Annotated in this window: 25 protein-coding genes; 12 read left to right on the top strand and 13 right to left on the bottom strand. The window is 73.7% G+C overall.

What is annotated here, in order from left to right:
- Window positions 1-3 precede the first annotated feature (3 nt).
- The 7 genes from GA0070611_RS21770 to GA0070611_RS21800 all read right to left on the bottom strand — a co-directional run bounded on the left by GA0070611_RS21770 (window position 4) and on the right by GA0070611_RS21800 (window position 7522).
- The gene (locus GA0070611_RS21770) at window positions 4-606 is read right to left on the bottom strand and encodes a hypothetical protein (protein ID WP_091667271.1); all 603 of its coding nucleotides are present in this window, start codon (window positions 604-606) and stop codon (window positions 4-6) included.
- 58 nt (window positions 607-664) lie between these two features.
- Window positions 665-2140 carry a sensor histidine kinase gene (locus GA0070611_RS21775; protein WP_091667273.1) on the bottom strand — a complete coding sequence of 492 codons (1476 nt, stop codon included), beginning with the start codon at window positions 2138-2140 and terminating at the stop codon, window positions 665-667.
- The gene (locus tag GA0070611_RS21780; protein ID WP_091667275.1) at window positions 2133-2825 is read right to left on the bottom strand and encodes a response regulator transcription factor; all 693 of its coding nucleotides are present in this window, start codon (window positions 2823-2825) and stop codon (window positions 2133-2135) included. Before GA0070611_RS21780 ends, GA0070611_RS21775 begins: the two co-directional genes overlap by 8 nt.
- Before the next feature lie 69 nt (window positions 2826-2894).
- Window positions 2895-3407: a hypothetical protein gene (locus tag GA0070611_RS21785; protein ID WP_091667277.1), complete on the bottom strand. Its 513-nt coding sequence runs from the start codon at window positions 3405-3407 to the stop codon at window positions 2895-2897.
- 153 nt (window positions 3408-3560) lie between these two features.
- The gene (locus GA0070611_RS21790; protein WP_167604460.1) at window positions 3561-5186 is read right to left on the bottom strand and encodes a glycoside hydrolase domain-containing protein; all 1626 of its coding nucleotides are present in this window, start codon (window positions 5184-5186) and stop codon (window positions 3561-3563) included.
- Window positions 5187-5320: 134 nt separating this feature from the next.
- Window positions 5321-6307, bottom strand: a complete 987-nt coding sequence (locus GA0070611_RS21795; RefSeq protein ID WP_231921185.1) for a phosphotransferase — start codon at window positions 6305-6307, stop codon at window positions 5321-5323.
- A 42-nt stretch (window positions 6308-6349) separates the two neighbouring features.
- Window positions 6350-7522, bottom strand: coding sequence for a thiolase family protein (locus tag GA0070611_RS21800; RefSeq protein WP_091667286.1), 1173 nt, complete (start codon window positions 7520-7522; stop codon window positions 6350-6352).
- Window positions 7523-7615: 93 nt separating this feature from the next.
- Here GA0070611_RS21800 and GA0070611_RS21805 point away from each other — a divergent pair, with 93 nt between their 5' ends.
- The gene (locus GA0070611_RS21805; protein WP_197675768.1) at window positions 7616-8047 is read left to right on the top strand and encodes a PH domain-containing protein; all 432 of its coding nucleotides are present in this window, start codon (window positions 7616-7618) and stop codon (window positions 8045-8047) included.
- Window positions 8048-8063: 16 nt separating this feature from the next.
- On the opposite strand, the gene GA0070611_RS21810 is transcribed toward GA0070611_RS21805, so the two are convergent.
- The gene (locus GA0070611_RS21810) at window positions 8064-9002 is read right to left on the bottom strand and encodes a rhomboid family intramembrane serine protease (protein WP_091667289.1); all 939 of its coding nucleotides are present in this window, start codon (window positions 9000-9002) and stop codon (window positions 8064-8066) included.
- 25 nt (window positions 9003-9027) lie between these two features.
- Entirely contained in the window at window positions 9028-9558 is a 531-nt protein-coding gene (locus GA0070611_RS21815; protein WP_091667291.1) for a peptidylprolyl isomerase, read from the bottom strand.
- A gap of 84 nt (window positions 9559-9642) precedes the next feature.
- Here GA0070611_RS21815 and GA0070611_RS21820 point away from each other — a divergent pair, with 84 nt between their 5' ends.
- Window positions 9643-10503 (top strand): hypothetical protein, encoded by an 861-nt coding sequence (locus GA0070611_RS21820; protein ID WP_091667293.1) that lies wholly within the window; start codon window positions 9643-9645, stop codon window positions 10501-10503.
- Between the two features lie 117 nt (window positions 10504-10620).
- Here the strand turns inward: GA0070611_RS21820 and corA are convergent, their stop codons facing one another.
- The 3 genes from corA to GA0070611_RS21835 all read right to left on the bottom strand — a co-directional run bounded on the left by corA (window position 10621) and on the right by GA0070611_RS21835 (window position 13749).
- Complete coding sequence (gene corA, locus GA0070611_RS21825) at window positions 10621-11769, bottom strand: magnesium/cobalt transporter CorA (RefSeq protein WP_091667295.1); 1149 nt, start codon at window positions 11767-11769, stop codon at window positions 10621-10623.
- 332 nt (window positions 11770-12101) lie between these two features.
- A complete protein-coding gene (locus GA0070611_RS21830) occupies window positions 12102-13196 on the bottom strand; it encodes an aminotransferase-like domain-containing protein (RefSeq protein WP_091667298.1) in 1095 nt (364 codons plus the stop codon).
- A 157-nt stretch (window positions 13197-13353) separates the two neighbouring features.
- The gene (locus GA0070611_RS21835; protein WP_091667301.1) at window positions 13354-13749 is read right to left on the bottom strand and encodes a CBS domain-containing protein; all 396 of its coding nucleotides are present in this window, start codon (window positions 13747-13749) and stop codon (window positions 13354-13356) included.
- Window positions 13750-13863: 114 nt separating this feature from the next.
- Between GA0070611_RS21835 and GA0070611_RS21840 the strand changes: the two genes are divergently transcribed.
- The 5 genes from GA0070611_RS21840 to GA0070611_RS21860 all read left to right on the top strand — a co-directional run bounded on the left by GA0070611_RS21840 (window position 13864) and on the right by GA0070611_RS21860 (window position 17688).
- The gene (locus GA0070611_RS21840; protein ID WP_167604461.1) at window positions 13864-14313 is read left to right on the top strand and encodes an NUDIX domain-containing protein; all 450 of its coding nucleotides are present in this window, start codon (window positions 13864-13866) and stop codon (window positions 14311-14313) included.
- On the top strand, window positions 14310-15119 hold the full coding sequence (locus GA0070611_RS21845) for a hypothetical protein (RefSeq protein ID WP_091667303.1): 810 nt from the start codon (window positions 14310-14312) through the stop codon (window positions 15117-15119). Before GA0070611_RS21840 ends, GA0070611_RS21845 begins: the two co-directional genes overlap by 4 nt.
- A gap of 82 nt (window positions 15120-15201) precedes the next feature.
- Window positions 15202-15933, top strand: a complete 732-nt coding sequence (locus GA0070611_RS21850; RefSeq protein WP_091667305.1) for a phosphocholine cytidylyltransferase family protein — start codon at window positions 15202-15204, stop codon at window positions 15931-15933.
- Window positions 15921-16988 carry an iron-containing alcohol dehydrogenase family protein gene (locus GA0070611_RS21855; protein WP_091667307.1) on the top strand — a complete coding sequence of 356 codons (1068 nt, stop codon included), beginning with the start codon at window positions 15921-15923 and terminating at the stop codon, window positions 16986-16988. Before GA0070611_RS21850 ends, GA0070611_RS21855 begins: the two co-directional genes overlap by 13 nt.
- On the top strand, window positions 16963-17688 hold the full coding sequence (locus tag GA0070611_RS21860) for a CDP-alcohol phosphatidyltransferase family protein (protein WP_091667310.1): 726 nt from the start codon (window positions 16963-16965) through the stop codon (window positions 17686-17688). The genes GA0070611_RS21855 and GA0070611_RS21860 overlap by 26 nt, the downstream gene beginning before the upstream one ends.
- Before the next feature lie 95 nt (window positions 17689-17783).
- On the opposite strand, the gene GA0070611_RS21865 is transcribed toward GA0070611_RS21860, so the two are convergent.
- Window positions 17784-19058, bottom strand: a complete 1275-nt coding sequence (locus GA0070611_RS21865; RefSeq protein WP_091667312.1) for a glycosyltransferase family 4 protein — start codon at window positions 19056-19058, stop codon at window positions 17784-17786.
- A gap of 80 nt (window positions 19059-19138) precedes the next feature.
- Between GA0070611_RS21865 and GA0070611_RS21870 the strand changes: the two genes are divergently transcribed.
- The 5 genes from GA0070611_RS21870 (at window position 19139) to GA0070611_RS21890 (ending at window position 26123) form a co-directional block, all read left to right on the top strand.
- Window positions 19139-19999 carry an Fpg/Nei family DNA glycosylase gene (locus GA0070611_RS21870; RefSeq protein ID WP_091667314.1) on the top strand — a complete coding sequence of 287 codons (861 nt, stop codon included), beginning with the start codon at window positions 19139-19141 and terminating at the stop codon, window positions 19997-19999.
- A 325-nt stretch (window positions 20000-20324) separates the two neighbouring features.
- Window positions 20325-21836, top strand: a complete 1512-nt coding sequence (locus GA0070611_RS21875) for a sugar transferase (RefSeq protein ID WP_091667316.1) — start codon at window positions 20325-20327, stop codon at window positions 21834-21836.
- Between the two features lie 33 nt (window positions 21837-21869).
- A complete protein-coding gene (locus GA0070611_RS21880) occupies window positions 21870-23093 on the top strand; it encodes a sensor histidine kinase (RefSeq protein ID WP_091667318.1) in 1224 nt (407 codons plus the stop codon).
- 38 nt (window positions 23094-23131) lie between these two features.
- Window positions 23132-23887, top strand: a complete 756-nt coding sequence (locus GA0070611_RS21885; protein ID WP_091673255.1) for a LytR/AlgR family response regulator transcription factor — start codon at window positions 23132-23134, stop codon at window positions 23885-23887.
- 163 nt (window positions 23888-24050) lie between these two features.
- Window positions 24051-26123 carry a carboxypeptidase regulatory-like domain-containing protein gene (locus tag GA0070611_RS21890; RefSeq protein ID WP_091667320.1) on the top strand — a complete coding sequence of 691 codons (2073 nt, stop codon included), beginning with the start codon at window positions 24051-24053 and terminating at the stop codon, window positions 26121-26123.
- Window positions 26124-26140: the final 17 nt, after the last annotated feature.

Consider the following 26140-nt stretch of genomic DNA (forward strand, 5'->3'; position numbering starts at 1 on the left):
GGGTCACTTCTGCTTGACCGGGACCACGATGAGCCGGGCCACCCCGCCGTCGCCGTCCTTGGCGCCGGCCACGCCGACGGTCGTGCCGACCTTGATGTCGCTCGACCGCACGGTGGTACGCCGCTCCACGACCCGCAGCTTCTCGTCGAAGGTCCACGTCATGGTGAACCCGTCCGAGCACTTCACGGTCATCGACCTGTCGTCGATCGCGGTCACCTGGCCGCGCTGCACCGCGACGGTCTTCGTGCCGCCCTCCTTGGCCTGCACCACGACCTCACCGTGCAGGACGTTCTTGCGCAGCAGCACCCGGGCCCGGTGCCGCTTGCGCCACTCCTGACCCCGCTCGCCGCGCTTGTCCCGCGGACCGGCCTGCGGACCGCCCGAGGCGGACGGGGCCGGCGCGGCGAGCGGGTCCACGTCCAGGTCGGCGGGGTCGAAGCCCATCGCCGCGAGCGCCTGGCCGTCCACGCCCATCGCGGCGGCCACCTCGACCGCGGTCTCCTTCGTCGCGCCCTGCGCCACCTGGGCCGGCCCGCAGCCGGCGAGGCCGAGCGCGGCCGCCGCGAGGAGCGCGGTGACGCCGGTGACGATTCCCTGACGTGCCATCGGGTTGTCCTCTCTCGTCCGTGTGACCACAGCCTCCCCCGGCCGGGCGAGCGGAGCGTCAGGTCGATGTTCGGGTCAGGTAAGGATCTCCGGGCAGCCGGACGGTGAAGGCCGCCCCACCCTCCGGGGCGTGCCCGGCCCCGATGTCGCCGCCGAGCCGGCGGACCAGCCCGGCCGCCAGTGCCAGGCCGAGGCCGCTGCCGACCTTGCGCACCCCCCGGTACCGCTGGTGCAGCGCGCCGCGCTCGAAGGCCACCGCCAGGTCGTCGTCGGTGAAGCCGGGTCCGCCGTCGCGGACCTCCAGCACGCCGCCGAACGCCGGGCCCGGACCGGCCGGCCGGACCGCGAGCACCACCGGCGCCCCGGGGGGTACGACCCGCAGCGCGTTCTCCAGCAGCCCGTCCAGCACCTGCCGGATCCGCCCCGGATCGGTGTACGCGGGCACCGGCCCGCCCGGCGTCTCCAGCCGGAACGGCACGCCGACCGCCGTGCACCGGTCGGACCAGGTCCGTTCCGTCTCGGCGGCGAGCCGGGCGAGGTCGACCGGGCCGGGTTCCAGCGGGAAGTCGGCGGCCTCCAGCCGGGCCAGCGCCAGCAGGTCGCTGACCAGACGGTCCAGGTGCTCGGCCTCGGCCAGCATGGTCCGGCCGGTGTCCGGCACCCCGTCCGCCTCGATCACGCCGTCGGCGAGCGCCTCGGCGTAGCCCCGGATGGCGGTGAGCGGGGTGCGCAGTTCGTGCGAGACGGAGAGCAGGAACTCCCGCTGCCGTCCCTCGCTGGTGGCCAGCGCGGCGGCCAGGCCGTTCAGCGCGTACGCCAGGTCGGCCACCTCGTCGGGCGGCTCGACCGGCACCCGTACCGCCCGGTCCCCGGCGCGCAGCCGGGCGGCGGCGGTGGCCGCGACCCGGATCGGCCGGGCCAGCCGGCGGGCCAGCAGCAGCCCGGCACCCGCCCCGGCGGCGAGCCCGGCCAGCAGTGGCAGCCAGAGGCCGAGCAGCACCTGCCGCCACGGTCCGGCGCTGGTGGCGCGGGTCAGCACCACCCCGTCGCCGTCGGGCAGCGGCCGACCCTCGACCAGCGCCCGGTGGCCGTCGACCAGCCGCCGGCCGGAGACCGTCCCGCCGGCGGCGACCCGGTTCACCACCGGCCGGGGCAGGCCGGGGCGGTCCACCTCGCCGCCCCGGACCACGTACACCTCGATCTCCTGCTGGCGGAGCTGGCGGATCAGCCGGTCGCCGGCGCTGTCCCGCTGCCGGGGCGCCCGGACCCGGAGCACGTCGGCGGCGAGCCGGGCCTGGGCGGCCAGCGCCGCCTGGTCCCGCCGCTCCGCGCCGCGTACCGCGACGGGGACCGCGACCAGCGCGGTGACCACCACCGACACCAGCGCCACCGCGCAGGTGACCAGCACCGCCCGGGCGGTCAGGGTGTGCCCGGCACGGCGGCGCGGGGCCGTCGCCGGGGCACCGATCACGGGCAGCGCGACGGTCGGCTCGTGCAGTCGGCCCCCGGTGGGGTGCGGGGTGGGCTCAGGCATCGGCCGCGTACCCGACGCCGCGGTGGGTGCGGATCACGCTGGCCGGACCGAGCTTGGCCCGGACCTGGGCCACGTGCACGTCCACCGTCCGGGTGCCGGCGTGCGCCGCGTACCCCCAGACCCCGGCGAGCAGTTCCTCCCGGGTGAAGACCCGGCCGGGCCGGGCCATCAGGTGGGCGAGCAGGTCGAACTCGGTGGAGGTGAGCTGCACCGGGGCGCCGGCGGCGGTGACCGTCCGGCGGGACGGGTCGAGGGTGACCGGGCCGACCACCCGGGGCTGTTCCGCACCGGCGGGCGCGCCGGCGGCCCGGCGCAGCACCGCCCGGATCCGGGCGACCAGTTCGCGCGGGCTGAACGGCTTGGTCACGTAGTCGTCCGCGCCCAGTTCCAGGCCGACGATCCGGTCGACCTCGTCGTCGCGGGCGGTGAGGAAGATGACCGGCGTCCAGTCACCGGCCTCGCGCAGCCGCCGGCAGACCTCGGTGCCGGCCAGGCCGGGCAGCGCGATGTCCAGCACGCAGGCCACCGGGCGCAGCCGCAGCGCGGCGGCCAGGCCCGCCGTCCCGTCCCGTTCCAGGTGTACGCCGAAGCCGTCGCGGGTCAGGTAGAGCCGGACCAGGTCGGCGATGGCCGGCTCGTCCTCCACCACGAGGACGAGCCCGCGCGGGGCGGTGTCGGCGGTCACCGGCCCATGATTACCGACCGGTGGCCGCCGGGGAGGTCTGCGGAGTGTTCGGATTCGGTAAGAGCCGGGTCAGCGGACCGGCGCGGGGCGGAACACGGCCGGCCGGGCCGGGGCCGGCGACTCCCCGATGGTGGCGACGAGCCGTTCGGCGGGGGCCCGCAGCCGGGTCCGGAAGGCGTGGTGGAGCAGGGCGTCGAGCTGCCACACCTGCTTCGGGTGGTGGGTACGGATGAGGAACCGCTCGCGCACCCCGTCGATGGCGGTGGCGGCCAGTTCGACGCTCTGCGACCGGGCGTCCGGGCTCCAGGTGACGTTGCTCAGTTCGCGCAGCTCGGTGTTGAGGTGCAGGCGCAGCCGGTGCAGGACCCGGGTCTGCCGGGTCACCACCAGCCGGCGGTGGGTGAGCAGCAGCAGGTAGTCACCGCCGACCGGATGCTCCGGACGGCTGCACCGGGTGACCAGGATGGTGGCGTCGCCGGAGCCGACGCAGCGACGGAAGACCGGCATGTGCCGGGTGACCGTCTGGGTGGCCAGGCCGGTCTCGGCGGCGGCCGGAAGGAACGTTCGCGAGAAGACGTCCATACCTTCTGCAACGACCGCTGACCTGGAGTGATATGGCTCACTCCGAACTTTTGGAAGTTCCATCCGTGCAAATCGCACCCCCGGTGCGACTGTCCCGGGCCGGACGGCCGGCGGGCCCCCTCGCGGGTGCGACGGGGCCCGGCCGGTGGACGGTCAGAGCAGCGGGGACATGCCGCCGAAGCCGGTACCGAGGCGGACCGACGCCGCCCAGCCCGTGCCCAGCCAGCGGAAACGGAACAGGTAGCCGGTCGACTTCTGCACCGCGACCAGGTCCGGCCGGCCGTCTCGGTCGAAGTCGCCGACCTGCACCGCGTCCCGGAACGAGTTCCAGCCGCTGCCGATCCTGGTACGGCCGCCCAGCGAGCCCGCGCGCCCGGCGTACAGGTAGAGGTAGCCGGTGGTCTTCTCCCTGGCCAGCAGGTCCGGGTAGCCGTCACCGGTGAAGTCGCCGCCGCCGTTCAGCTCGTCGTAGCCGTTCCAGCCGCCGGAACCGATCAACATTCGGGCCCCGAAGCCGGTGCCCCGGCCCGGGTAGAGGTAGAGCGCACCGGTGGACGACTGCACCGCGGCCAGGTCCTGGTAACCGTCCCGGTTGTAGTCACCGACCGGGGTGAGTTCCCGCATGCCGTTCCAGCCCGAACCGACCTTCACCCGGCTGCCGAACCAGTTGCCCGTGCCCGGGTAGAGCCACAGGTAGCCGGTCGACTTCTCCCGGGCGACGATGTCCTCGCCGCCGGACCTGTCGAAGTTGCCCACCCGGAGCAGCGCGTCCATGGCGTTCCAGCCGCTGCCCAGGCTCAGCCGCCCGTTCAACGTGGTGCCGTTGCCGCCGTACAGGTAGAGCCGACCGGTGGACGGCTCCCGGTAGACCACGTCCGACCAGCCGTTACCGGTGAAGTCGCCGGACTTCGTGGCGGGCAGCGGCGCGACGTCCAGGAAGTCGCCGTCGATCTCGATGCGGTAGCCGCCGTACGTCTCCTCGTGCGGGCCGACGTGCTGCTTCATCCGCCGCTTCGGCGACCAGTGGGCCGCCGGGATCGCCGGGTCGGAGACCGTCGCCTGGATCATCGGGTCCGCCGTCGGGTCCTCCAGCCGCCAGCGGGCGAAGTGCAGGTAGTCCGGGCGCACGTAACCGGCGGTGCCGTACGCGGCGACCTGGTCCGGCACACCGCGCGCCATGCTGCTGTAGAAGCCGGAGAGGTAGCCGGCGTCGTGCAGGCGGGCGGTCCACGCGCCCAGGAACGTGGTGACCGCCGTGGTGCAGGCCGCGTCCCCGCCCGCGTAGTCCTCCATGTCGTAGACCAGCACGCTCTCCCGGGGCAGCCCGAGGGCCTGCGCCTGGGACAGGGCGTCGTCCGCCTGGGCGAGGCCCTGCGCGGCCGCCCGCGTCGGGTCGATCCTGGCCTTCGAGGTGTTCAGGCAGGGTGCCTGGAGGCCGACGTACATCGGCACCAGGTGCCAGCCGGCGGCCACCTGGGTGGCGACCCAGTCCGCCGTCAGCTCGGGCTGGTCGCAGCCCCGGTCGACGCCACCGAAGTAGACGGTCACCGCGCGGTACGGCGAGGAGGCCCGCCAGGCCGCCATCGCGGCGCTGCTCGGCGCGGTGCAGGCGTCGAACCCGAGTCCGGTGTACGTGCCGGGCTGCGGGCCGACCGCCGCCCGGGCCGGGCCGGTGGTGACCGCCAGCGCGGCACCGGCGCCCAGCACGGTGGCGGCGGTGGCGGCCAGCGTCCGGCGAGCGGCCCGGCGCAGCCCGGGCAGCGAGAAGGTGGGTGTCATGATTCCCCGAATCTGTCCCCGTGATCGGAAGCCGGCGGGCGGACACGTACGCCACTCGCCTCGCACCGGCATCACGATTCTGGACAGGTCAGGGCTGGCCTGTCGAGACCCGAACGGACATCGTCCTGTTCGGATCAGTGCGGCGGCTGGGCGAACAGTTCCTCCAGCCAACCGGGAACCGCGGTGACGTACTCGGCCCGGGCGGGGTCGGACGTGTCCAGGCCACGCCGCCAGGAGAGCGACCGGCCGACCGTGGCCACGGTCATCGCCAGTCCCGCCGCCTCCCGCAGGGTCGCGCGGTCGTACCGGTCGGTCCACGCCTCCAGGTAGGCGTCCCGCAGCCGGTGCAGGACGGGGTCGTCCGGCGCGATACCGGCGGCGGCCGCCACCGAGCGGAGCGTCACCAGCAGGGTGCCGAAGGGCTGCGCCACCGAGGCGTCCCCCCAGTCGAAGAAGCGGTAGCCGGCGTCGCCGGCGAAGACGTTGCCGTCGTGCAGGTCGTCGTGCTGGACGCTGGCCGGGACCCCGATCTCCGCCAGCCGCCGGCAGATCCCGGCGAACTCCGACCGGTACCCGAGCAGCCGCTCGTGCAGTTCGGGACGGAGACCGCCGTCGACGCCGAGCAGCAGGGCGTCCCGGTCGTCGAGCAGCCCGTCCAGGAGGGCCGGCATCAGCGCGGGACGCTGGTCCGGCACGCCCGCCGCGACCAGGCGCTCCACCTCCGGGGCGACGGCGAGCTGGAGCGACGCGTACGCCGGGAGCACCCGCTCCCAGTGGGCCCGGTCCGGCGCGCCTCCCAGCACGTCGCGCAGGGTCGGACCACCGTCGGGCAGCAGCGACCAGCCGCGCGCGACGTCCACCGCGACCGGGTCCGGCACCGCGTCCGGAACGAGGCGGGACAGTTCGGCCAGGAGAACCGCCTCGTACCGGGTGCCGGGGTTGTTGGCCTTGAACCAGTACGGGTCCGCGTCGGTCGGCACCCGCCACACCACCGACCAGGGCCGGACCCGGGCCCGCACCGGGCCGGTCGTCCGGCGGCCGTGCCGGCCCAGGGCATCGGTCACCCAGGCGTATGCCTCGTCCTGCCAACGGTCGGGCCGGGTGGGGGCAGCGGTCTCCACGGGGTGCAGGCTAGGCGCTGGCCGCCCGACCGGCCAGCGGATTCAGAGCAGCTCGACGACGGTCGCGTTGGCCATCCCGCCGCCCTCGCACATGGTCTGCAGGCCGTAGCGGATCCCGTTGTCCCGCATGTGCTGGAGCATGGTGGTCATGATCCGGGCGCCGGAGCCGCCGAGCGGGTGGCCGAGCGCGATCGCGCCGCCGCGCGGGTTCAGCCGCTCCGGGTCCGCCTCGGTCTCCGCCAGCCAGGCCAGCGGCACCGGGGCGAACGCCTCGTTCACCTCGTACACCCCGATCTCCTCGATGCCCAGCCCCGCGCGGCGCAGCGCCTTCGCGGTGGCCGGGATGGGCGCGGTGAGCATGGCGACCGGGTCGTCGGCGGCGACCACGGCGGTGTGCACCCGGGCCAGCGGGCGCAGGCCGTGCCGGCTGGCCCACTCGCTGGTGGTGACCGCGAGCGCCGCGGCGCCGTCGGAGATCTGCGACGCCGAGCCGGCGGTGACCACACCGTCGGTCTTGAACGGGGTGGCCAGCTCGCCCAGCTTGGCCAGCGAGGTGTCCCGGCGGATGCCCTCGTCGGCGGTGAACTTGCCGCCGTCGGCGAGCGGCACCGGGGCCAGCTCGGGATCGAACGCCCCGGCGTCCTGCGCGGCGGCGGCCTTCTCGTGGCTGGCCAGCGCGAACTCGTCGAGCTGGGTACGTGAGAAGCGCCAGCGCGCGGCGATCAGCTCGGCCCCGACGCCCTGGTTGAACGGGAGCGGGCTGTCCTCGGCGACGCCCTCGACGCCCCGGTAACGCTCCAGGATGGCGGGACTGAACGGCATGCCACCGCCGACGCTGGCCCCCATCGGCACCCGGGTCATCGACTCCACGCCACCGGCGACCACCAGGTCGGCCTGGCCGGAGAGGACGGTCGCGGCGGCGAAGTGCAGCGCCTGCTGGCTCGATCCGCACTGCCGGTCCAGCGTGGTGCCGGGGACCGACTCGGGCCAGCCGGCGGCCAGCACGGCGTTGCGGGCGACGTTCCAGGACTGCTCGCCGACCTGCGACACGCAGCCCCAGACCACGTCGTCGACCTGGGCCGGGTCGATGCCGGTGCGCTCGGCGAGGGCGCGCAGCACGTGCGCCGAGAGATCGACCGGGTGGACGCCGGCCAGGCTGCCCTTGCGCCGCCCCACCGGGGTCCGTACCGCGCCGACGATGACCGCGTCACTCATGTTTACTCCCCGGTAACTTGGGCTGTCCCGATCCTACGTCCTGACCCGCCCGGGCGTCCTCCCCCGGTTTCCGCGCGGTGGCATGCTGGTCCGGTGCTGCCACAGTCGCCCCCGGCCCGCCAGTGGCGGGTGCCGACCGTCCTGCCGGTGGTCAAGCTCGCCGGTGCGCTCGTCCTGGCCGCGGCGGGCCTGCTCTTCGCCGACGGGGACCGGGTCCAGCTGGTGCTCGCCGGGCTGGCCGCCGCCGCGCTGGCCGGCTGGGCGCTGCGCGACCTGGTCGCGCCCGTCCGGCTCGCGGTGGACCCGGAGGGGATCACGGTCCGCCGGGGCTTCGCCGGCCGGCAGCGGCTGCCCTGGCCGGTGGTGGAGGCGATCCGGGTGGACCGGCGCACCCGGCGCGGGCTGACCGCCGAGACGCTGGAGGTGGACGCGGGCGACTCGCTGCACCTGTTCGGCCGGTACGACCTGGGCGCCCCGCCGGAGGAGGTCGCCGAGGCACTGCTCGCGGCCCGTCCCGCGGGTTAGGCGGCGGCGCTCCCGCTCAGGCCAGCATCGCGGTGCGGACCAGGATCAGGCCGAGCAGGGCCACCGCGAGGACCGCCGTGCCGGCCGCCTGGAAGAGGTTCCGCCGGCCGCGCGGGGCGTACGCCAGGACCAGCGCCGCCAGCGCGCCGACGACCAGGCCCCCCAGGTGACCGGCGATGGAGATGCCCGGCACGGTGAACGTGAAGATCAGGTTGATCACCAGGATCGGCACGATGGACGAGGTGTCCCGGCCGAGCCGGCGCATGATCACGAAGATCGCCGCGAAGAGGCCGAAGATCGCGGTCGACGCCCCGGCCGACGGCCGGTTCGGCGCGCTGAACAGGTAGACCGCGACGTTGCCGCCGAGCCCGGCGAGCAGGTAGAGCGCGAGGAAGCGCAGCGGACCGAGCACCGCCTCCAGGGTCCGGCCGAGCACCCAGAGCGCCCACATGTTGAGCAGCAGGTGCACCACGCCGTAGTGCAGGAACATCGCGGTGACCAGCCGGTACCACTGCCCCTCGGCGACCCCGCCGAGGCTGCCGTCCGGCAGGATCGCCCGCCCCAGCACCGAGCCCCAGTCGGTCAGCGGGGTCGACCCGCCCAGCAGGCCGCCCAGCCCGCCGCCGGCGATCGCCGTTCCGCTCCTGGCCGACGCGATGGAGAGCAGCATCATCAGCACGTTCAGGGCGATCAGCGTCTTGGTGACGTAGCCCTGGCGGCCGGCGGCACCGCCACCGAAGGCGGTACGCGCCGGCCGCACGGTACGGCGTCCCTCGCTGACGCACTCCGGGCACTGGTGCCCGACCGAGGCGTCCCGCATGCACTCCGGGCAGATCGGCCGGTCACAGCGGGTGCACCGGACGTAGGTGGCCCGATCGGGGTGGCGGTAGCAGACCGGTGCGGTCGGCACCGGCCCGTGGGTCGCGTCACCTGGCTGCCCGGAGCGCTCAGTCATGCGAGCAAAGGTACCCGCGTCCTGCTCAGGCGGACTTGTGCTCGATCTCGACGCGCTCGATGACCACGTCCTGCAGCGGCCGGTCGCTCGGGCCGGTCGGCGTGTTGGCGATCGAGTCCACGACCTTGGCCGACTGCTCGTCGGCGACCTGGCCGAAGATGGTGTGCCGGTTGTTCAGGTGCGGGGTCGGGCCCACCGTGATGAAGAACTGCGAGCCGTTGGTGCCCGGCCCGGCGTTCGCCATCGCCAGCAGGTACGGCCGGTCGAAGCGCAGCTCCGGGTGGAACTCGTCGCCGAACTTGTAGCCCGGGCCACCGCGACCGGTGCCGGTCGGGTCACCCATCTGGACCATGAAACCGCTGATCACGCGGTGCGAGATGGTGCCGTCGTAGTACGGCCCGCTGCCCGGCTGGCCGGTACGCGGGTCGATGTACTCCTTGGTGCCCTCGGCCAGCTCGACGAAGTTGCGAACGGTCTTCGGCGCGTGGTTCGGGAAGAGCTCCAGCCGGATCGGGCCAGCGTTGGTGTGCAAGGTGGCGTAGACAGCCTCGGCCACGGGTACTCCTCACTCGTTGGTCAGTTCCATGCGGATCCTCCCATGTGCCCGATCTGGCCATGCGGAGGCATCCGAAGGTGGAGGATGACGAAGGAACAACTCCCAGGAGGTGGGACCGTGTTTGGAATCGGGCGGCGCAAGACCCAGGGGCAGCTCGCGAAGGCGGAGCTGAACCAGGGCATCGGTCACCTGCGGCAGGCCGCCACGCACGCGGCGAAGGGTGCCGGCGCCACGGTGGGCCCGCGGGTCCAGGCAGCCCGGGGCGCAGTCGCGCCCACCGCCGTCTTGGTCCGGGACCGGGCGTCGAGCGGGGTCGCCTCGACGGCGGCGGCGCTCGCCCCGCTGCTGATGGCCGTGCGCAACGCGCAGGCCGAGACGGCGGCCAAGGGCCTCAAGGGCCGCAAGGCTGCCGCCGCCAAGCGGGCCGAGGTGTCCACGAAGCTCAAGGCGAAGAACGTGAAGGCCGCGAAGAAGAAGCAGAAGAAGTCGCGCGGGTCGATGGTCGGCCTGCTGGCCGCCGGCACCGTCGCCGGCCTGGCCGGGGCGATGGCCATGCGCCGCCGCCGGGAGCAGCGCGAGTGGGCCGAGTACGACCCGGCCGGCTCGTTCGCCCCGATGGGCGGGGACAAGCTGGAGCCGATGCGCGAGGACGTGGACACGATCGTGGTGGAGACCCCCGACCCGACCGCGAAGGTGACCGACGCCTCGACCATGTCCAGCCGGTCCGGCGTGGCCGGCGGCCCGACCGGCGCGGGCAGCTCGGCGGTCGCCGGGGGCGACAGCTCCTCGACGACCACGCCCGGCAGCCAGCCGGTGATCCACCCGAACAGCAAGGTCCCCTCGGTCGCCGAGGGTGCCCGGGACGTCACCGGTCGCCCGGCGGACGACATCACCAAGGCCGTGGAGAACGGCAAGGCCGGCGCCAAGGCCAGCGGACGCCGCTGACCACGGTCGCGGAAAGCGCCGGCGCGCGGGGTACGCCCCGCGTGGCCGGCGCTTCCGACTGTCCAGGGTGCCGACCGGCCGGGGTGCGGGCGGCCCGCGCGGGCGCGGAGGTCGCGCTCAGAGCCAGCCGTTGCGGCGGAACCAGCGGTAGAGGATCAGCGACAGGGCCAGGTTCACGGCCCACACGCCCGGATAGCCGTACGTCCACTTCAGCTCGGGCATGTTGTCGAAGTTCATGCCGTAGATGCCGGCGATCGCGGTCCACACCGCGCCGATGGCCGCCCAGGCGGCGATCTTGCGCATGTCGTTGTTCTGGTCGACGGTGACCTGGGCCAGCCGCGCCTGGAGGATCGAGTTGAGCAGGTCGTCGTACGAGTTGACCTGCTCGACGGTGCGGCTGAGGTGGTCCTGCACGTCCCGGAAGTAGCGCCGCACCTCCGGCGGCACATCCCGGTTGACCTGGGAGGTGAGGGTGAGCAGCGGCCGCTGCAACGGCACCACCGCCCGCTTGAACTCCACCAGCTCGCGCTTCATCTGGTAGATCCGCTGGATCCGTCCGCTGCCCTGCCGGTCGAAGACGTCCGCCTCCAGCACGTCCAGGTCGTCCTCCAGCCGGTCGGCGACCTCCAGGTAGAGGTCGACCACCCGGTCGGTGACCGCGTACGCGACCGCCCACGGGCCGTGCTCCAGCAGTTCCCGCTTCGCCTCCAGGTCGGCCCGGACCGCCGAGAGCCGGCAGGCGTCGCCGTGCCGGACGCTGATCAGGAAGTTCGGCCCGATGAAGAGCATCACCTGACCGGTCTCCACCACCTCGGAGTTCTCGGTCAGCTCCGCGTGCTCGCAGTAGCGGGCGGTCCGCAGCACCAGGAAGGAGACGTCGCCGAAGCGCTCCAGCTTGGGGCGCTGCTGGGCCTTGACCGCGTCCTCCACGGCCAGCTCGTGCAGGCCGTAGGTGGCCGCGATGGCGCTCATCTCGTCCAGCTCCGGCTCGTGCAGGCCGAGCCAGACGAAGGCGTTGGGCTCCTTGGCGGCGGCGGCCAGGGCGTCGGCGTAGTGCCACTCGCCGGGGCGGCGCTCGCCGTCGACGTACAGGCCGCAGTCGACGATGCCGCTGCGCTCCGGCCCGGCCGGGGCGGGCGTACGCGGGGAGCCGTCGGCGTTGAGGATGCGGGTCATGGCGCGGACCGGAGCGGCCCAGGCCCGCGGCCTGAGCACCCGTCCACCGTGCTGGCCGGTGTCGCGCTCGCCGGACGTCCGGTCGGTCATCTCGCCCCCTCCCCACGATGCTGCGGCTTGCAGGTTACGCCGATCGGGGCGGACCGCAGCGGGAGCGGCCGTGGCCCGGGCGACGGACGGCACGGCGGAGGCGGCACCGGGCGGGCCGGCCGCGTCAGGGGGGTGAGGGGCGACACGGCCCACCCGGCGCCTGTGGGGGCGGGGGTGATGCTCGACACGCCGGGGTCCGCGACGGGCGCGGCGCGCCCGGGACCCGCCACCGGGAAGGTGAACGGCGCTCGCAGCATTGTGGGCCGCCGGCCGGCCCAGCGGGAGAGCTGGACCGGCCGGCATCGCAGAACTGTCGGAAACCCGACAGAAAATCAGCCGCGAACGGCGGCCATCGCCTCGGCCAGCCGCCGGACACCCTCGTCGATCCGGTCCGCGGTCACCGCCGAGAAGGCCAGCCGCAGGGCGTGCCGGCCACCGTCGGTCAGGAAGTCGCTCCCCTTGACCACCGCGACGCCACGCTCGGCGGCGGCCGGGGCGAGCCGGTCCACCTCGACGTCCTCCGGCAGCTCCACCCAGAGGAAGTAGCCGCCGTCCGGCTCCACGAACCGGGCCTCCGGGATGTGCCGGCGCAGCGACTCGGCGAGCACCCGGGCCCGCTCGCCCAGCGCCGCCGACACGTTCCGGATCGACCGCTCGATCTCCCCGGAGACGCAGAACTGGTGCACGATCGCCTCGGAGACCATGCCGGGCGAGATGTAGAGGTTGGTCGCCCGCTTCGCGATCGCCGCGATCAGCTCGGCCGGACCCACCAGGTAGCCGACCCGGACGCCGGGGCAGACCGTCTTGGTGAAGCTGGAGGCGTGCACCACCACGCCGCGGGTGTCCATCGACAGCATCGACGGCAGCGGCTCGCCCCGGAACCGGATGTCGGCGTACGGGTCGTCCTCGAAGATCGTGAACTCGTACTCGGCGGCCAGGTCGAGCAGCTCCCGCCGCTTCTCCAGGGAGAGCGTCACGCCGGCCGGGTTCTGGTAGTTCGGGATCACGTGGGCCAGCTTCGGCCGGACCCCCGACTCCAGCAGCTTGCGCAGCTCGGCGGTGTCCAGACCGTCGGGCTGGATGGTCACCCCGTGGATCTCGCCCCCCATCTGCTGGAGGTTGAGCAGCGTCCGGTCGTACGTGGGGCGCTCCACCACCACCGCGTCCCCCCGGCGCACCAGGTGGTCGAAGAGGAAGGCGTCGGCCTGGAGCGAGCCGTTGGTGATCAGCACCTGGTCGGCCTCGACACCGTGCTTCTCCGCGATCCACTTGCGCAGGGGCGGGTAACCGACGGAGGTGCCGTACGCCGTGATCCCGGCGGGGTCGGCGTCGAAGGCACGGACGGCGGCGGCCTTGAGCCCCTCGACATCGACGATGTCCAGCGAGGGAGCGCCACGGGCGAAGGAGATCAGCTGCTCGGCGGTCATGGGCACGAGCCTAGGGCCTGCTCCGGGCGGGCCGGCCGGCATACACGCGAAGTTCAACATGCGGGCGGCCGATCCGACCGACCGGCCGATCCGAGAGCCGAGAGCGGCTCGCGACCGCCCGTCCGCCGGGACCCACCGGCCCCGGCGGACGGCCGGTTCACACGGTCGTCGTCGCCGCCTGCCGCCCGGCCCAGACCCGCATCAGGTCGCGTACCGAGATCACCCCGGCCACCTCGCGGCCGTCCAGCACCACCAGGTGCCGGAAGCCGCCGCGCGCCATCGCCGCCGCCGCCTCCTCCACCGTCCAGTCCGGACCGGCGTAGACGACGTCCCAGGTCAGGTGGGAGCCGGTGCGTTCCACGTCCGGGTCCAGCCCGGCGCCGATGGCGTTGAGCACGTCACGTTCGGTCATGATCCCGACCCCTTCGGAGTCCGGGTCGATCACCACCGCCGAGCCGACCCGGCGGGCCGACATCATCCTGGCCGCCTGGCGGAGCGTGTGCTCCGGCCCGACCACGAGCACCTCGTTGGACATCGCTTCCCGAACCTGCATCACGCATCACCCCTGTGGGACGGTGGCCTCGGTACGGACATGGTGGGCCCTCGATGCGTACCGGGACAAGACCGGGCATCCCGCGAACCGCCGCTGGTCGCTACTGTCGTGATCGTGCCCACCGAGCCTCTCCGCTGCGCCGGCGCGCTGATCGTGGACGACGACGGCCGCCTCTTCGTCCAGCGCCGGTCCCCCGAGCGGCGCATCTTCCCGAACTGCTGGGACATCGTCGGCGGCCACGTCGAACCCGGCGAGAGCCTGGACGAGGCGCTGCGGCGGGAGGTCACCGAGGAGACCGGCTGGTCGGTGTCGCACGTGCTCGGCCTGGTCGGCGAGTACACGTACACCGCCGACGACGGGCTGGCCCGGGTGGAGACCGACTTCCTGGTCCGGGTGGACGGCGACCTGAGCCGGCCCCGACTGGAGGTGGGCAGACACACCGAGTACCGCTGGCTGACCGCGGGCGACGTGGCGCTGCTCGACGACCACCGCGACGTGAACGACGGGCTGATCCGACGGATCGTCGAGGACGCCTTCGCCGCGCTGCGCTCGATCGGTCTGTGAACGGCTCGACCGTCCCGGGTAGTGGCACGGCCCGCGGTGCCGTCCGGGACGACCAGGTCGACCTGCCGGCGCACCGGTTCGCCGGGCTGGTCGCCCCGGCCGTCGACCGGGCCTTCGTCGCGGGCATGCTCGCCGGCCGCGACGGTGGGGGCGCCGAGCTGAGTTCCCGGTACGGCGGACCGGCCGCGACCGGTTTCCTGGTCGAGTTCCGCACCCGCCTCGCGGTACCCGGCGGGACGGTGGACGGGGCCGGCTTCGCCGCGGTCACCCGCTACCGCGACCCGGCCTCCTGCCAGCGGGCACTGGACAAGCAGGTCGCGTACGGGATGCTGCAACGGGTGCCGGACGGCGGTTTCTGCGCCACCGAACGCGGGCTCGCCTTCCTCACCGAGCTGTACGGCGTGCACGCCGAGGTGACCGAGGAACTGTGGGCCGGGCACGACGAGCGGGTGGCGCGGCTGGTCGTCTCGATCGGCCGGGTCCTCGCGTACGCGCTGCTGCCGGCCGGGGTGGACGGGCCGGGCGCGCTCTCCGCGATGGCCCCGCCGCACGAGCCGGAGGGCAGCCCGCCCGGGGTGCTGCTGCTCAACCGGCTGGGCACGCTGCGCTACCACCGGGCGGACGCGCACGCGGCGGCGTGGACCGCCGCCGGGCACACCGCGACCAGCGTCACCGAGCTGCCACCGGGACCGGAACGGCTCGCCATCGAGCAGGAGACGGACCGGTGCGCGGCGCCGCCGTACACGGTGCTGACCGCCGAGGAACGGCTCACCGTGCTGGCGGACCTGGCCGCCCTGCCCGGCTGAACCACGGATGACGGCGAGGCGGCCGAGCGGCCGCCGGTATCCTCCAGCGGTGACCAGCAGTAGCAACACGGAGAAGCCCGGCATGATCGGGATGGTGCTCGCGGCCGGTGCCGGGCGGCGCCTGCGCCCGTACACCGACACCCTGCCCAAGGCCCTGGTGCCGGTCGACGGGGAGACCACCATCCTCGACATCGCCCTGCGCAACCTCGCCGAGGTCGGCCTCACCGAGGTGGTGATCGTGGTCGGCTACGCCGCCGACGCGGTCCGACAGCGGCAGGCGGCGCTGGAGGCGAAGTACGGCGTCACGATCACCCTCGTGGACAACGACAAGGCCGAGGAGTGGAACAACGCGTACTCGCTCTGGCTGGCCCGGGAGCACTTCTCCCGGGGCGTGCTGCTGGTCAACGGCGACACCGTGCACCCGGTGAGCGTGGAGAAGACCCTGCTGGCCGAGCGCGGCCCCGGCATCCTGCTCGCCGTCGACACCATCAAGGCGCTGGCCGAGGAGGAGATGAAGACCACCTTCGACGCCGCCGGCCAGCTCACCCGGATCACCAAGCTGATGGACCCGGCCGACGCGTACGGCGAGTACATCGGCGCGACGCTGATCGAGCCGCAGGTGGCCGACGCCCTCGCCGACGCCCTGGAGGCGACCTGGCGGCGCGACCCGAACCTCTACTACGAGGACGGCTACCAGGAGTTCGCGGACTCCGGCGGCGAGGTGCGGGCCGCGCCGATCGGCGACGTGGCCTGGGTCGAGGTGGACAACCACGAGGACCTGGCCCGGGCCCGGGAGATCGCGTGCCGCTACTAGCCCGGACCGTGCTCACCCCGCTGCACATCGACGTGCGGCGGGGTGCGGTGGCGGACCTGGCCGCGATCCTCGTCGACGGGCGGATCTCGGCCGGCGGGGACGTGGCGGTGGTGGTCGGGCCGGGGCAGGGCGCACAGATCGCCGAGCTGATCCGCCCCTCGCTGCGGGCCGCCGACGTGTTCACCGTGGCCGGCGGCACCCTGGACGCCGCCGACGACCTGGGCGCCAAGCTGCGCCAGCGGTCGTACGACGCGGTGGTCGGGATCGGCGGCGGCAAGACCATCGACGTGGCGAAGTACGCCGCCACCCGGCGCGGCCTGCCCATGGTGACGGTGGCGACGGCGCTCGCCAACGACGGCATCGCCTCGCCGGTCGCCAGCCTGGTCAACGAGGGGATGAAGGGCTCCTACGGGGTGCACATCCCGATCGCGGTGATCGTCGACCTGGACTTCGTGGAGGCGGGACCGGAGCGGCACAACCGGGCCGGCATCGGCGACGTGGTGAGCAACATCAGCGCGCTCGCCGACTGGGAACTGGCCCGCCAGGTACGCGGCGAGCCGGTCGACGGCCTGGCCGCCTCGCTGGCCCGGTCGGGCGCCGAGGCGGTGCTGCACCACCCGGGCGACATGAGCGACGACGGCTTCGTCACCGTGCTCGCCGAGGCGCTGATCTCGAGCGGCCTGGCGATGGCCGTCTGCGGCACCAGCCGTCCGGCCAGCGGCGGCTGCCACGAGATCATGCACGCGGTCGACGTGCTCTTCCCCGGCACCGCCTCGCACGGCGAACTGGCCGGGCTGGGCGCGCTGTTCTGCACCTTCCTGCGCGGCGACGAGCGCCGGTTCGTCGAGATGTCGGCCTGCCTGGCCCGGCACGGCCTGCCCCGGCTGCCCGCCGACGTCGCGCTGACCGAGGAGCAGTTCGTGGAGGCGGTGCAGTTCGCACCGGCCACCCGGCCGGACCGGTACACCATCCTCGAACACCTCGCTATGTCGCCTACCGAGACCCGGGAGCGGCTGGCAGACTACGCCGGTGCACTCCGCGACCACCTCGGCTGAGCCGTTCCGCCCCACCGTCGCCGACTTCCACCGGGTCAACCGGGGCGGCGGCCTGTTCAGCGAGTCGATCAGCCAGTGGATCGGCGCGGTCCTCGCCATGGTCGCCCAGCGGCTCGGCCTGCGCCCCACCGCGTTGACCCTGACCAACCTGGTGCTCGGCCTGGCCGCCTCGGTGACCGTGGTCGCGCTCGCGCCGAAGGTCGCCGCCGGGGACGTGCCGGCCTGGGTGGTCGGCCTGCTCGCCCTGGTCGGCTGGCAGCTCGCGTACGCGCTGGACTGCGCGGACGGTCAGCTCGCCCGGGTCACCGGTCAGGGCAGCGCCGCCGGTGCCCGGGTCGACGTGCTCTGCGACGTGGCCGCCCAGATCGCCCTGGTCACCGCCCTCGGGGCGACCGCCGTGGCGCAGCGCCCGGCCACGCCGACCTGGCTGATCGCGGTCTTCGCCGGCACCTGGATGGTCAACCTGGTCACCTCCGTGATGCAGTCCGGCCCCAACGCGGCCAGCATGGTCACCTCCACCAGCCTGCCCGTACGCCTGGTGAAGCTGGTCCGCGACTACGGTGCGGTGATCTTCCTGGCCGGCCTGGTGCTGACCTTCGCCCCCGCCCTGACCGTGTGGGTGATCGTCGCGTTCACCGTCGTCAACGGCGGCTTCCTCCTCGCGAGCATCGCCTTCTCCGCCCGCACCTCCCTCCGCTGACCCCCGCGCCCCGCGCCCCGCGCCCTGGTCGCTAGTTCACGGAAAGAGTGGTTATCCGGGCCGCGAAAGCCACTCTTTCCGTGAATTAGCGCGGGTCAGTGGTGGGGGGGTGCGGTGGGGGTGACGGCTTTGTAGGTGTCGAGGAGGCGTCGGGTGACGACGTCGGGGTGGAAGGTGCGCTCGTAGCGGGTGCGGGCCGACGCGGACCGGGCGGCGGCGTGGGCGCGGGCGACCGGTAGGGCGGCGGCCAGGGCGGCCGGGTCGGGCGCGACCACCCAGCCGGCGTCGCCGGACTCGATGCCGGCGGGAATGGCCGGACCGGTGGCGCCCCCGGCGGGCACCGAGGCCACCGCGGCCGGGCCGGTGCCGGCGGGCTCGCGCGGCGTGTCGGCGCCGACCAGGTACGGGATCCCGCCGAGAGCGGTCCCGAGCACCGGCCGGCCACTGGCGAGCGCCTCGATGATCACGGTGGGCAGCACGTCGTGCCAGGTGGAGGTCGCGAGCACCACGGCGCTCGCCGTCAGCGCGGCGCGCACCCCGGCCCGGTCGAGCGGGCCGAGGAAGGTCACGTCGCCGCGTTCGGCGGCGGCCGCCTCGACCAGCGGGCGCAGTTCCCCGTCGCCGGCGATCCGCAGCGGCCCGAGCGCCCCGTCGGGGTGCCGACGCCACGCCTCCAGCAGCAGGTCGAGGCCCTTCTCCGGGGAGAGCCGGCCGAGGAAGAGGAAGCCGTCGCCGAGCGGGGCCGGCGTACCGGGGTCGGGAATGGCGTTCGGTTTGACCACGATCCGCTCGTCCGGGATGCCGTAGTCGCGCAGGTGGTCGGCGACGGCGCTGGTCAGCGCGATGAACCGGTCCACCGACTTCCAGGTGGGGCGGTGCACGGCGAGCGTGGTGGCCATCAGCGCGCTCTGCGCCCGCGAGCCGCGGTAGCAGCGGTGCACGATCGCCGGCACGCCCAGCGCCCGACCCCGGCAGTCCTGGCAGATCACCCCGTCCCGGAAGTACAGCCCCGACGAGCAGACCTGCCGGTAGTTGTGCACCGTCTGCACCACCGGGACCCCACGCCGGTGCGCGGTCCGCACCACCCAGGGCGAGATCAGCGGGTACGGGTTGTGCAGGTGCAGCACGTCCGGCCGGTGCTCGACGAGCAGCCGGTCCAGGTCCTGCTGGGCCTTCGGGGCCCAGATCGGCGAGATCGGCAGCAGCGCCTTGGCCGCCTTCGACATCGACGGGATCTCGTCGGAGCTGCGCAGGAACGGCAGCACCTCCACGCCGGCCGCGGTGAGCTGCCCGATCTCCGCGTCGACGATGGTGTTCTCGCCGGACGGCTGGGCTTCCCGGTACCGGTTGTGCGCCACCACGATTCTCACGGAGCTCGACCTTCGTTCGCGACTGCGGGACTCGCGAGCTCATTCCTCGCGCTCACGGCAAAGAAGGCTACCGTTGTACCGTGCCCGAACTACCGGAGGTGGAAGCGCTCGCCGGATACCTGCGTGAGCGGGCGGTGGGCCGGCGCGTCGAGCGGGTCGAGGTGTCCGCGATCAGCGCGCTGAAGACGTACGACCCGCCGCCGAGCGCAGTCTCGGGGCGGGCGGTGGTCGGCGCGGGCCGGCACGGCAAGTTCCTCGACGTGAGCTTCGACGGTGGCCTGCACCTGGTGGTCCACCTGGCCCGGGCGGGCTGGCTGCACTACCGGGAGGCGTTCGGCTCGACCGCCCCGCTGCGCCCCGGCAAGGGCCCGATCGCGCTGCGGGTACGCCTCGACGACGGCTCCGGCTTCGACCTGACCGAGGCCGGCACCCAGAAGAAGCTGGCCGCGTACCTGGTGCCGGATCCGGCCCAGGTGCCCGGGGTGGCCAAGTTGGGACCGGACGCGCTCGCCGCCGACCTGGCCACCTTCGCCGAGCGGCTGCGCAGCCGGCGGGGCCAGGTCAAGGGGGTGCTCACCGACCAGGCGGTGCTCGCCGGGGTGGGCAACGCGTACTCGGACGAGATCCTGCACGCGGCGAGGCTCTCGCCGTTCGCGATCACCGACCGGCTCACCGACGACCAGCTCGCCACCCTGCACGCGGCGACCCGCGCGGTGCTCGGCGACGCGGTCCGGCGCTCGACCGGGCAGCGGGCCGCCGAGCTGAAGGGCGAGAAGCGCTCGGGGCTCAAGGTGCACGCCCGGACCGGGCTGCCCTGTCCGGTCTGTGGCGACACGGTGCGGGAGGTCTCGTTCGCCGACTCCAGCCTCCAGTACTGCCCCACCTGCCAGACCGGCGGCAAGCCGCTCGCTGACCGTCGGTTGTCCCGACTCGTACGGTGAGTAATCCCACCTGCTGATTACGGAGAGGAATCGGCCCGGGATCGCCGAAGCTCCCGGTCCACGCCTCTACCCGGGTCCCGATCCATCGGTATAGTGGCTCGGTCCCCGGCTTCACAACCGATACGGAGCCGGCCAGATCCCCGCGAGCACCACCGGAGAGAGTTCGCCCCGGGCGGACGTCCGGCCCGGGCCCGCGTGGGAGACTGGAACGGTGGGAGACCTGGTTCCTCACGGCGAGTGAGGGCCCGGGTCATGCGGGAGGACATGGGTTGAGGTGACGACAAGCCTCCAGCGCCCGGTAACCAACACAGGCCGGAGCAACAGCGTGCGGCACGTCGACAGCTTCGAGATCCAGCCGCCGACTCCGCCGTCGCACAACGGCGTACCCCGGTCGGCATGGGCCCGCGCCCGGCGCCGGGTGTCCCGGTGGCACCGGCCGTACATCGCCCTGCTGCTCCTGGTCGACTTCGCCTCGGTGGTGCTGGCCGACTGGCTGGCCCAGGAGGTGTTCGGTCAGGCCCGCGCCGGCTTCTACAACGCCAAGGAAGACCCCACCTGGTTCTACACGGTGGCCTTCCTGCTGATGCCGCTCGGCTGGCTGGTGATCCTCTGGGGCAACCGGGCCTACGACCGGCGCTACCTGGGGCTCGGCCCGGACGAGTTCAAGCGGGTCATCCGCGGCGGGGTGGCGGTCGCCGCCACCGTGTCGTTCATCGCCTTCGCCACGAAGACCGACCTGTCCCGCTACACGGTCGGCTACGCCCTGCTGGGCGCGCTCTTCCTGATCCTGGTCGGGCGGATGGTCGCCCGCTTCCTGCTGCACACGATGCGTCGCCGGGCCGGACAGGCCGGGCACCGGATGGTGCTGGTCGGCACCCTGCCGGAGTGCCTGGAGGTCTACACCGCGGTCACCCGCAACCCCGGCGCCGGGCTGGTGCCGGTGGCCATCCACCTCACCGACGGGTACGCCGCCGCGCGGGGCATCGAGACCCCGGTCCCGGTGTACGCGGGCCGGGACGTGCTCGCCCTGGTCCGGGAGGTGGGTGGCGACACCATCGCGGTCTGCGGCTCGGCCAGCGCCGAACCGGGCGAGCTGCGCCGGTTGGCCTGGCAGTTGGAGGGCTCCGGCGTCGACCTGGTGGTCGCGCCCCAGCTCACCGACATCGCCGGCCCCCGGGTGCACATCCGCCCGATCGAGGGCCTGCCGCTGCTGCACGTCGAGGAGCCGACGCTGTCGGGCCCGGCGCTGCTGGCCAAGAACCTGATGGACCGGGTCGCCGCCGGGCTGGGCCTGGTGCTGCTGATCCCGCTCTTCGCCGCGATCGCGCTCGCCATCCGGCTCTCCGACCCCGGCCCGGTCTTCTTCCGGCAGCCCCGGGTCGGGCACGAGGGCCGGACGTTCCGGGTGTGGAAGTTCCGGACCATGTACGTCGACGCGGAGGAGCGGCTGGCCGGCCTGGTCGACCAGAACGAGACCGACGGCATGCTGTTCAAGATGAAGCAGGACCCCCGGGTCTTCCCGGTGGGCAGCTTCCTGCGCGCCTCCTCGCTGGACGAGCTGCCCCAGCTGATCAACGTGCTGTGGGGGGAGATGTCGCTGGTCGGGCCGCGTCCGCTGCCCGCCGACGACGGCGACTTCCTCGGTGACGTCCGGCGCCGGCTGCTGGTCCGGCCGGGCATGACCGGGCTGTGGCAGGTCTCCGGCCGCTCCGACCTCTCCTGGGACGAGGCCGTCCGGCTGGACCTCTACTACGTCGACAACTGGTCGCTCGCGTACGACCTGAGCATCCTGTGGCGGACGGTGGGCGTGGTGCTGGCCCGCAAGGGCGCGTACTAGCGCTGCGGCGGGTCACCCGTCAGGATCGCTTGCGTGGGTGGCAACCTCTCCGCCGTCTTCGGCGTCGCCTCGCTGGTCACCGCGCTCGCCGCGGCGCTCTGGGCGGTGCTGCGGCTGCGTGGCCGGCGGGGCATCGCCACCGCCACCCAGCGGGCCACCTACGAGGTGCTGCACACCGCCGGGCTGGCCGCCGAGCCGCTGCGCGCCGGCCTGAGCGGCGCGGGCGCGGCGAAGGCCGTACGCCATCTGCGGGCGCTGGTGGGCGCGGCCGGGCTGGCCCTGACGGACCGGGAGACCCTGCTCGCCCTCGACGGGCGCGGCGCGCACCACGGCGATCAACTGCTGGCGGCGGCCCGGCGGGCGGTCGGCACCGGGCGGTCGACCGTGCTGCGCGAGTCGGAGCTGCGCTGCGACCTGGTCGACTGCCCGGTACGCGGGGCCGTGGTGGCCCCGCTGAGCGCCGACGGCCGGGTGGTCGGCGCGCTGGTCGCGATCGCCGACGAGCAGCCCGCCCCGGGACTCGTCCAGGCCACCCTGGAGACCGCGCACTGGGCCGGCGACCAGCTCGCCCTGGCCGAGCTGGACTCGTCCCGGGAGCGCCTGGCCCGGGCCGAGGTACGCGCGCTGCGCGCCCAGATCAGCCCGCACTTCATCTACAACGCGCTGACCGCGATCGGCTCGTTCGTCCGGACCGACCCGGACCGGGCCCGGGAGCTGATCCTGGAGTTCGCCGAGTTCACCCGCTACTCGTTCCGTTCGCACGGCGAGTTCACCACGCTGGCCGAGGAGCTGCGCTCGATCGACAGGTACCTGACCATCGAGCGGGCCCGGTTCGGTGAGCGGCTCCAGGTGCGCCTCCAGATCGCCCCGGAGGTGCTGCCGGTGACCCTGCCGTTCCTCTGCCTCCAGCCGTTGGTGGAGAACGCCGTCCGGCACGGGTTGTCCCGCAAGCCGGGCACCGGCATGGTGAGCATCGAGGCCCGCGACGCGGGCGCGGAGTGCCACATCACCGTGGAGGACGACGGAGTGGGGATGGATCCGACGACGCTGACCGCCGGCATCGCCGAGCTGGCCGGCGCCGCCAGCGACCCGACCGACGACCCCGGCCAGCACGTCGGCCTCTCGAACGTCGACGAGCGGCTCCGGTCGGCCTTCGGGGACCGGTTCGGCCTGGTCGTCGAGACCGGCCTGGGCTCGGGTACGAAGGTCAGCATGCGGGTGCCCAAGTTCCATCCCGGCGTCCGGGTCAGTTCGTGAGCGAGCGCAACGAGCGAACCGGGCTGGGCGCGGGGAACGTGTCCGGTTTCCTGCGGGTGCTGGCGGTGGACGACGAGCCGCCGGCGCTGGACGAGCTGGCGTACCACCTGCGGGCGGATCCCCGGGTGGCCCGGCTGCACACGGCCGGGGACGCCACCGAGGCGCTGCGGGTGCTCCGCGACGGCGACGTGGACGTGGTCTTCCTGGACATCCGGATGCCAGGGCTGGACGGGATGGAGCTGGCCCGGGTGCTGCGCCGGTTCGCCCGGCCGCCGGCGATCGTCTTCGTCACCGCGTACGACGACGGGGCGGTGGACGCCTTCGACCTCGGGGCCACCGACTACGTCCGCAAGCCGGTACGCGCCGAGCGGCTCGCCGAGTCGCTGCGCCGGGTGATCGGCTCCCGGGTGGTGCCGTCGCACCCGGCGGCGCTGGCCCGGACCGAGGAGGACCCGACGATCCCGATCGAGCTGGCGGGTACGACCCGGATGCTGCCCCGCTCGGCGGTGCGCTGGGTGGAGGCGCAGGGCGACTACGCCCGGCTGCACACGGCGGACGGCTCGCACCTGGTCCGGGTCTCGCTGGCCACGCTCGCCGAGCGCTGGGCGGACGCGGGGTTCGTCCGGATCCACCGGTCGTACCTGGTGCAGTTGAAGCTGATCGCCGAGCTGCGGCTGGTCAACTCCGGCTACGTGGTGGTGATCGACGGCAGCGAACTGCCGGTGAGCCGCCGGCACACCCGCGAGCTGAAGGACAAGCTGGTCCGGGCGGCCAAGCAGGACTGGACCCGCTGAGCCGGCCGGGGCGTCGCGGCGGTCGCCCATCATCGATCGTCCATAACGGAAGGTCGCCGTCGGTGCCCTGCCCTATCCTGCGGGGGCCGATCCCGTACGGGGCGCGGGGGTCGGCGCGGGCGGAGCCTGCGTGGGCGCCCCACCAGGTGACGTGAGGACGCAGATGCGCCTTTCCCTCGTACGTCGTGCCGCCTTGGCGGCCGTCGTCACCGGAGCCGTCGTCCTGCCCGGGGCCACCCCGGCGCTGGCGGCGGACACCGGCACGGTCAGCGGGCGGCTGACCAGCAGCAACGGCACCGGGGCGGCCGATGTCCCGGTGCAGGTCTGGGGCAACGGAGGAGCCGAGGTCTCCGGCTCGACCACCACCGACGCCGACGGCCGCTACTCGGTCGACGGCCTGACCGCGGGCGACTACATCGTCGCCTTCCTGCCGCCCGAGCGGCCGCAGCAGTTCTACCGACAGAAGACCCAGGCCTGGGAGGCCGACCGGGTGACCGTCGACGCCGGCGGCACCACCACCGCCGACGACCAGCTCGTCGCCACCGGCGTGCTGACCGGTCAACTCCAGGGCACGGCGGGCGCGTACGTGGAGGCCCAGAACCAGGACACCTGGGAGACGGTCGCCGCCACCACCGACGACACCGGGCACTACCGGCTGTACGTGGTCCCCGGGACCTACGTGCTCTCCTTCCGGCCCGTCGAGGGTTCGTGGCAGAGCCAGTACGTGCCCGGCACGCTCGACCCACAGTCCGCCGGCCGTTACCAGGTGGCCGCCGACCAGACGGTCACCGTCAACGACACCGTGCTGGGCGTGGGCAGCCTCTCCGGCCAGCTCACCAGCGCCACCGGCGCTCCGGTCCCGAACGCGTCCGTCATCGTCAACACCGCCACCAGCTCCAGCGGCGGCAGTGCGACGACCGACGCGAACGGCGAGTTCACCGTGCCGGCGCTGCTCTCCGGCGGGTACAAGGTGGGGTTCTTCGTCGACGGCCGGGAGCAGTACCATCCGGGCCGGTCGAGCTGGGACACCGCCGGCGTGGTGACCGTGACCGGTGGCCAGCAGACCCGGATCACCGAGCGGCTGCTGGGCACCGGCTCGATCCGCGTCTCGGCGGTGGATTCGGTGACCGGGGCGCCCGTGTCACGCTTCTGCGTCAACTCCGCCGACCGGTGCACCGACGGCACCGGCACGGTGACCCTCACCGGCCTCCCCGAGGGCAGCCATGACCTGCTGGTCTTCGCCCCCGACAACAGCTACTTCACCCGGCAGGTCGCCGACGTCCGGGTCCGGGCCGACCGGACCACCCCGCTGACCGTGAAGCTGCGGGCCGGGGCGGTCGTCACCACCACCGTGGTCGACCGGGTCACCGGTGAGCCGCTGCCGGACGTCTGCGTCAGCGGGTTCCTGCCCAAGCGGGTCACCTTCCCCGAGAACAACACCTGTACCGACGCGACCGGCAAGGTACGGGTCGGTCCGCTCGCCACGGGCACGTACCGGCTCTTCGTCACCCCGCGGGACCGGGAGTACGGCCGGCAGTGGGTCGGTGCCGAGGGTGGCACCGGCGACGAGCGGCAGGCCGTTCAGGTCGAGGCCGTGGCGGGCACGGTGGTGGCGGGCCCGTCGGTCCGGCTGGACCGGGCCGGCACGATCAGCGGCACGGTGCGCGACGCGGTCACCGGCGCGCCGGCGCGCAGCGTCGACGTCTCGGTGCTCACCGGGGTGCCCTACCTCGGGCTCGACGACGCCAGCACCGACGCCGAGGGCCGGTACACCCTCAGTGGCCTCGGCCCGTACGCGTGGCCGGTGATGTTCGCCGGCCACCCGTACGCCACGGTGTGGTCGGGCGGCGCCACCAGCCGCTACACCGCCACCCCGGTGCAGGTGACGGCCGGCGGGCAGGCGCGGCTCGACACCGTGCTGCGCTCGGGAACCGAGGTCACCGGCACCGTCACCGACCAGGACGGCACGCCGTTCGGGCAGGGTTGGGTGACGGTCCGCAACGCCGACACCGGTGACATGGCCGGCTTCGCGAACGTCGAGGACGGCCGCTACACGATCCGGGCGCTCGGCCGGCAGCGGGTGTACCTCACCTACTCGCTCCGGCGTACCGGCGGGGACACCACCTACGCCGGCACGTACAAGGTGACCGGTGACGACGGCACCAGCCGGGTGGCGCTGTTCACCGTCCCGAGCAGCGGCACGCTCGCCGTGGACCTGGTCGTCCCGACGAGCTGACCCGGGCGTCGACAGGG

The sequence above is a fragment of the Micromonospora auratinigra genome, from assembly GCF_900089595.1.
In the GTDB taxonomy this organism is placed as follows: domain Bacteria; phylum Actinomycetota; class Actinomycetes; order Mycobacteriales; family Micromonosporaceae; genus Micromonospora; species Micromonospora auratinigra.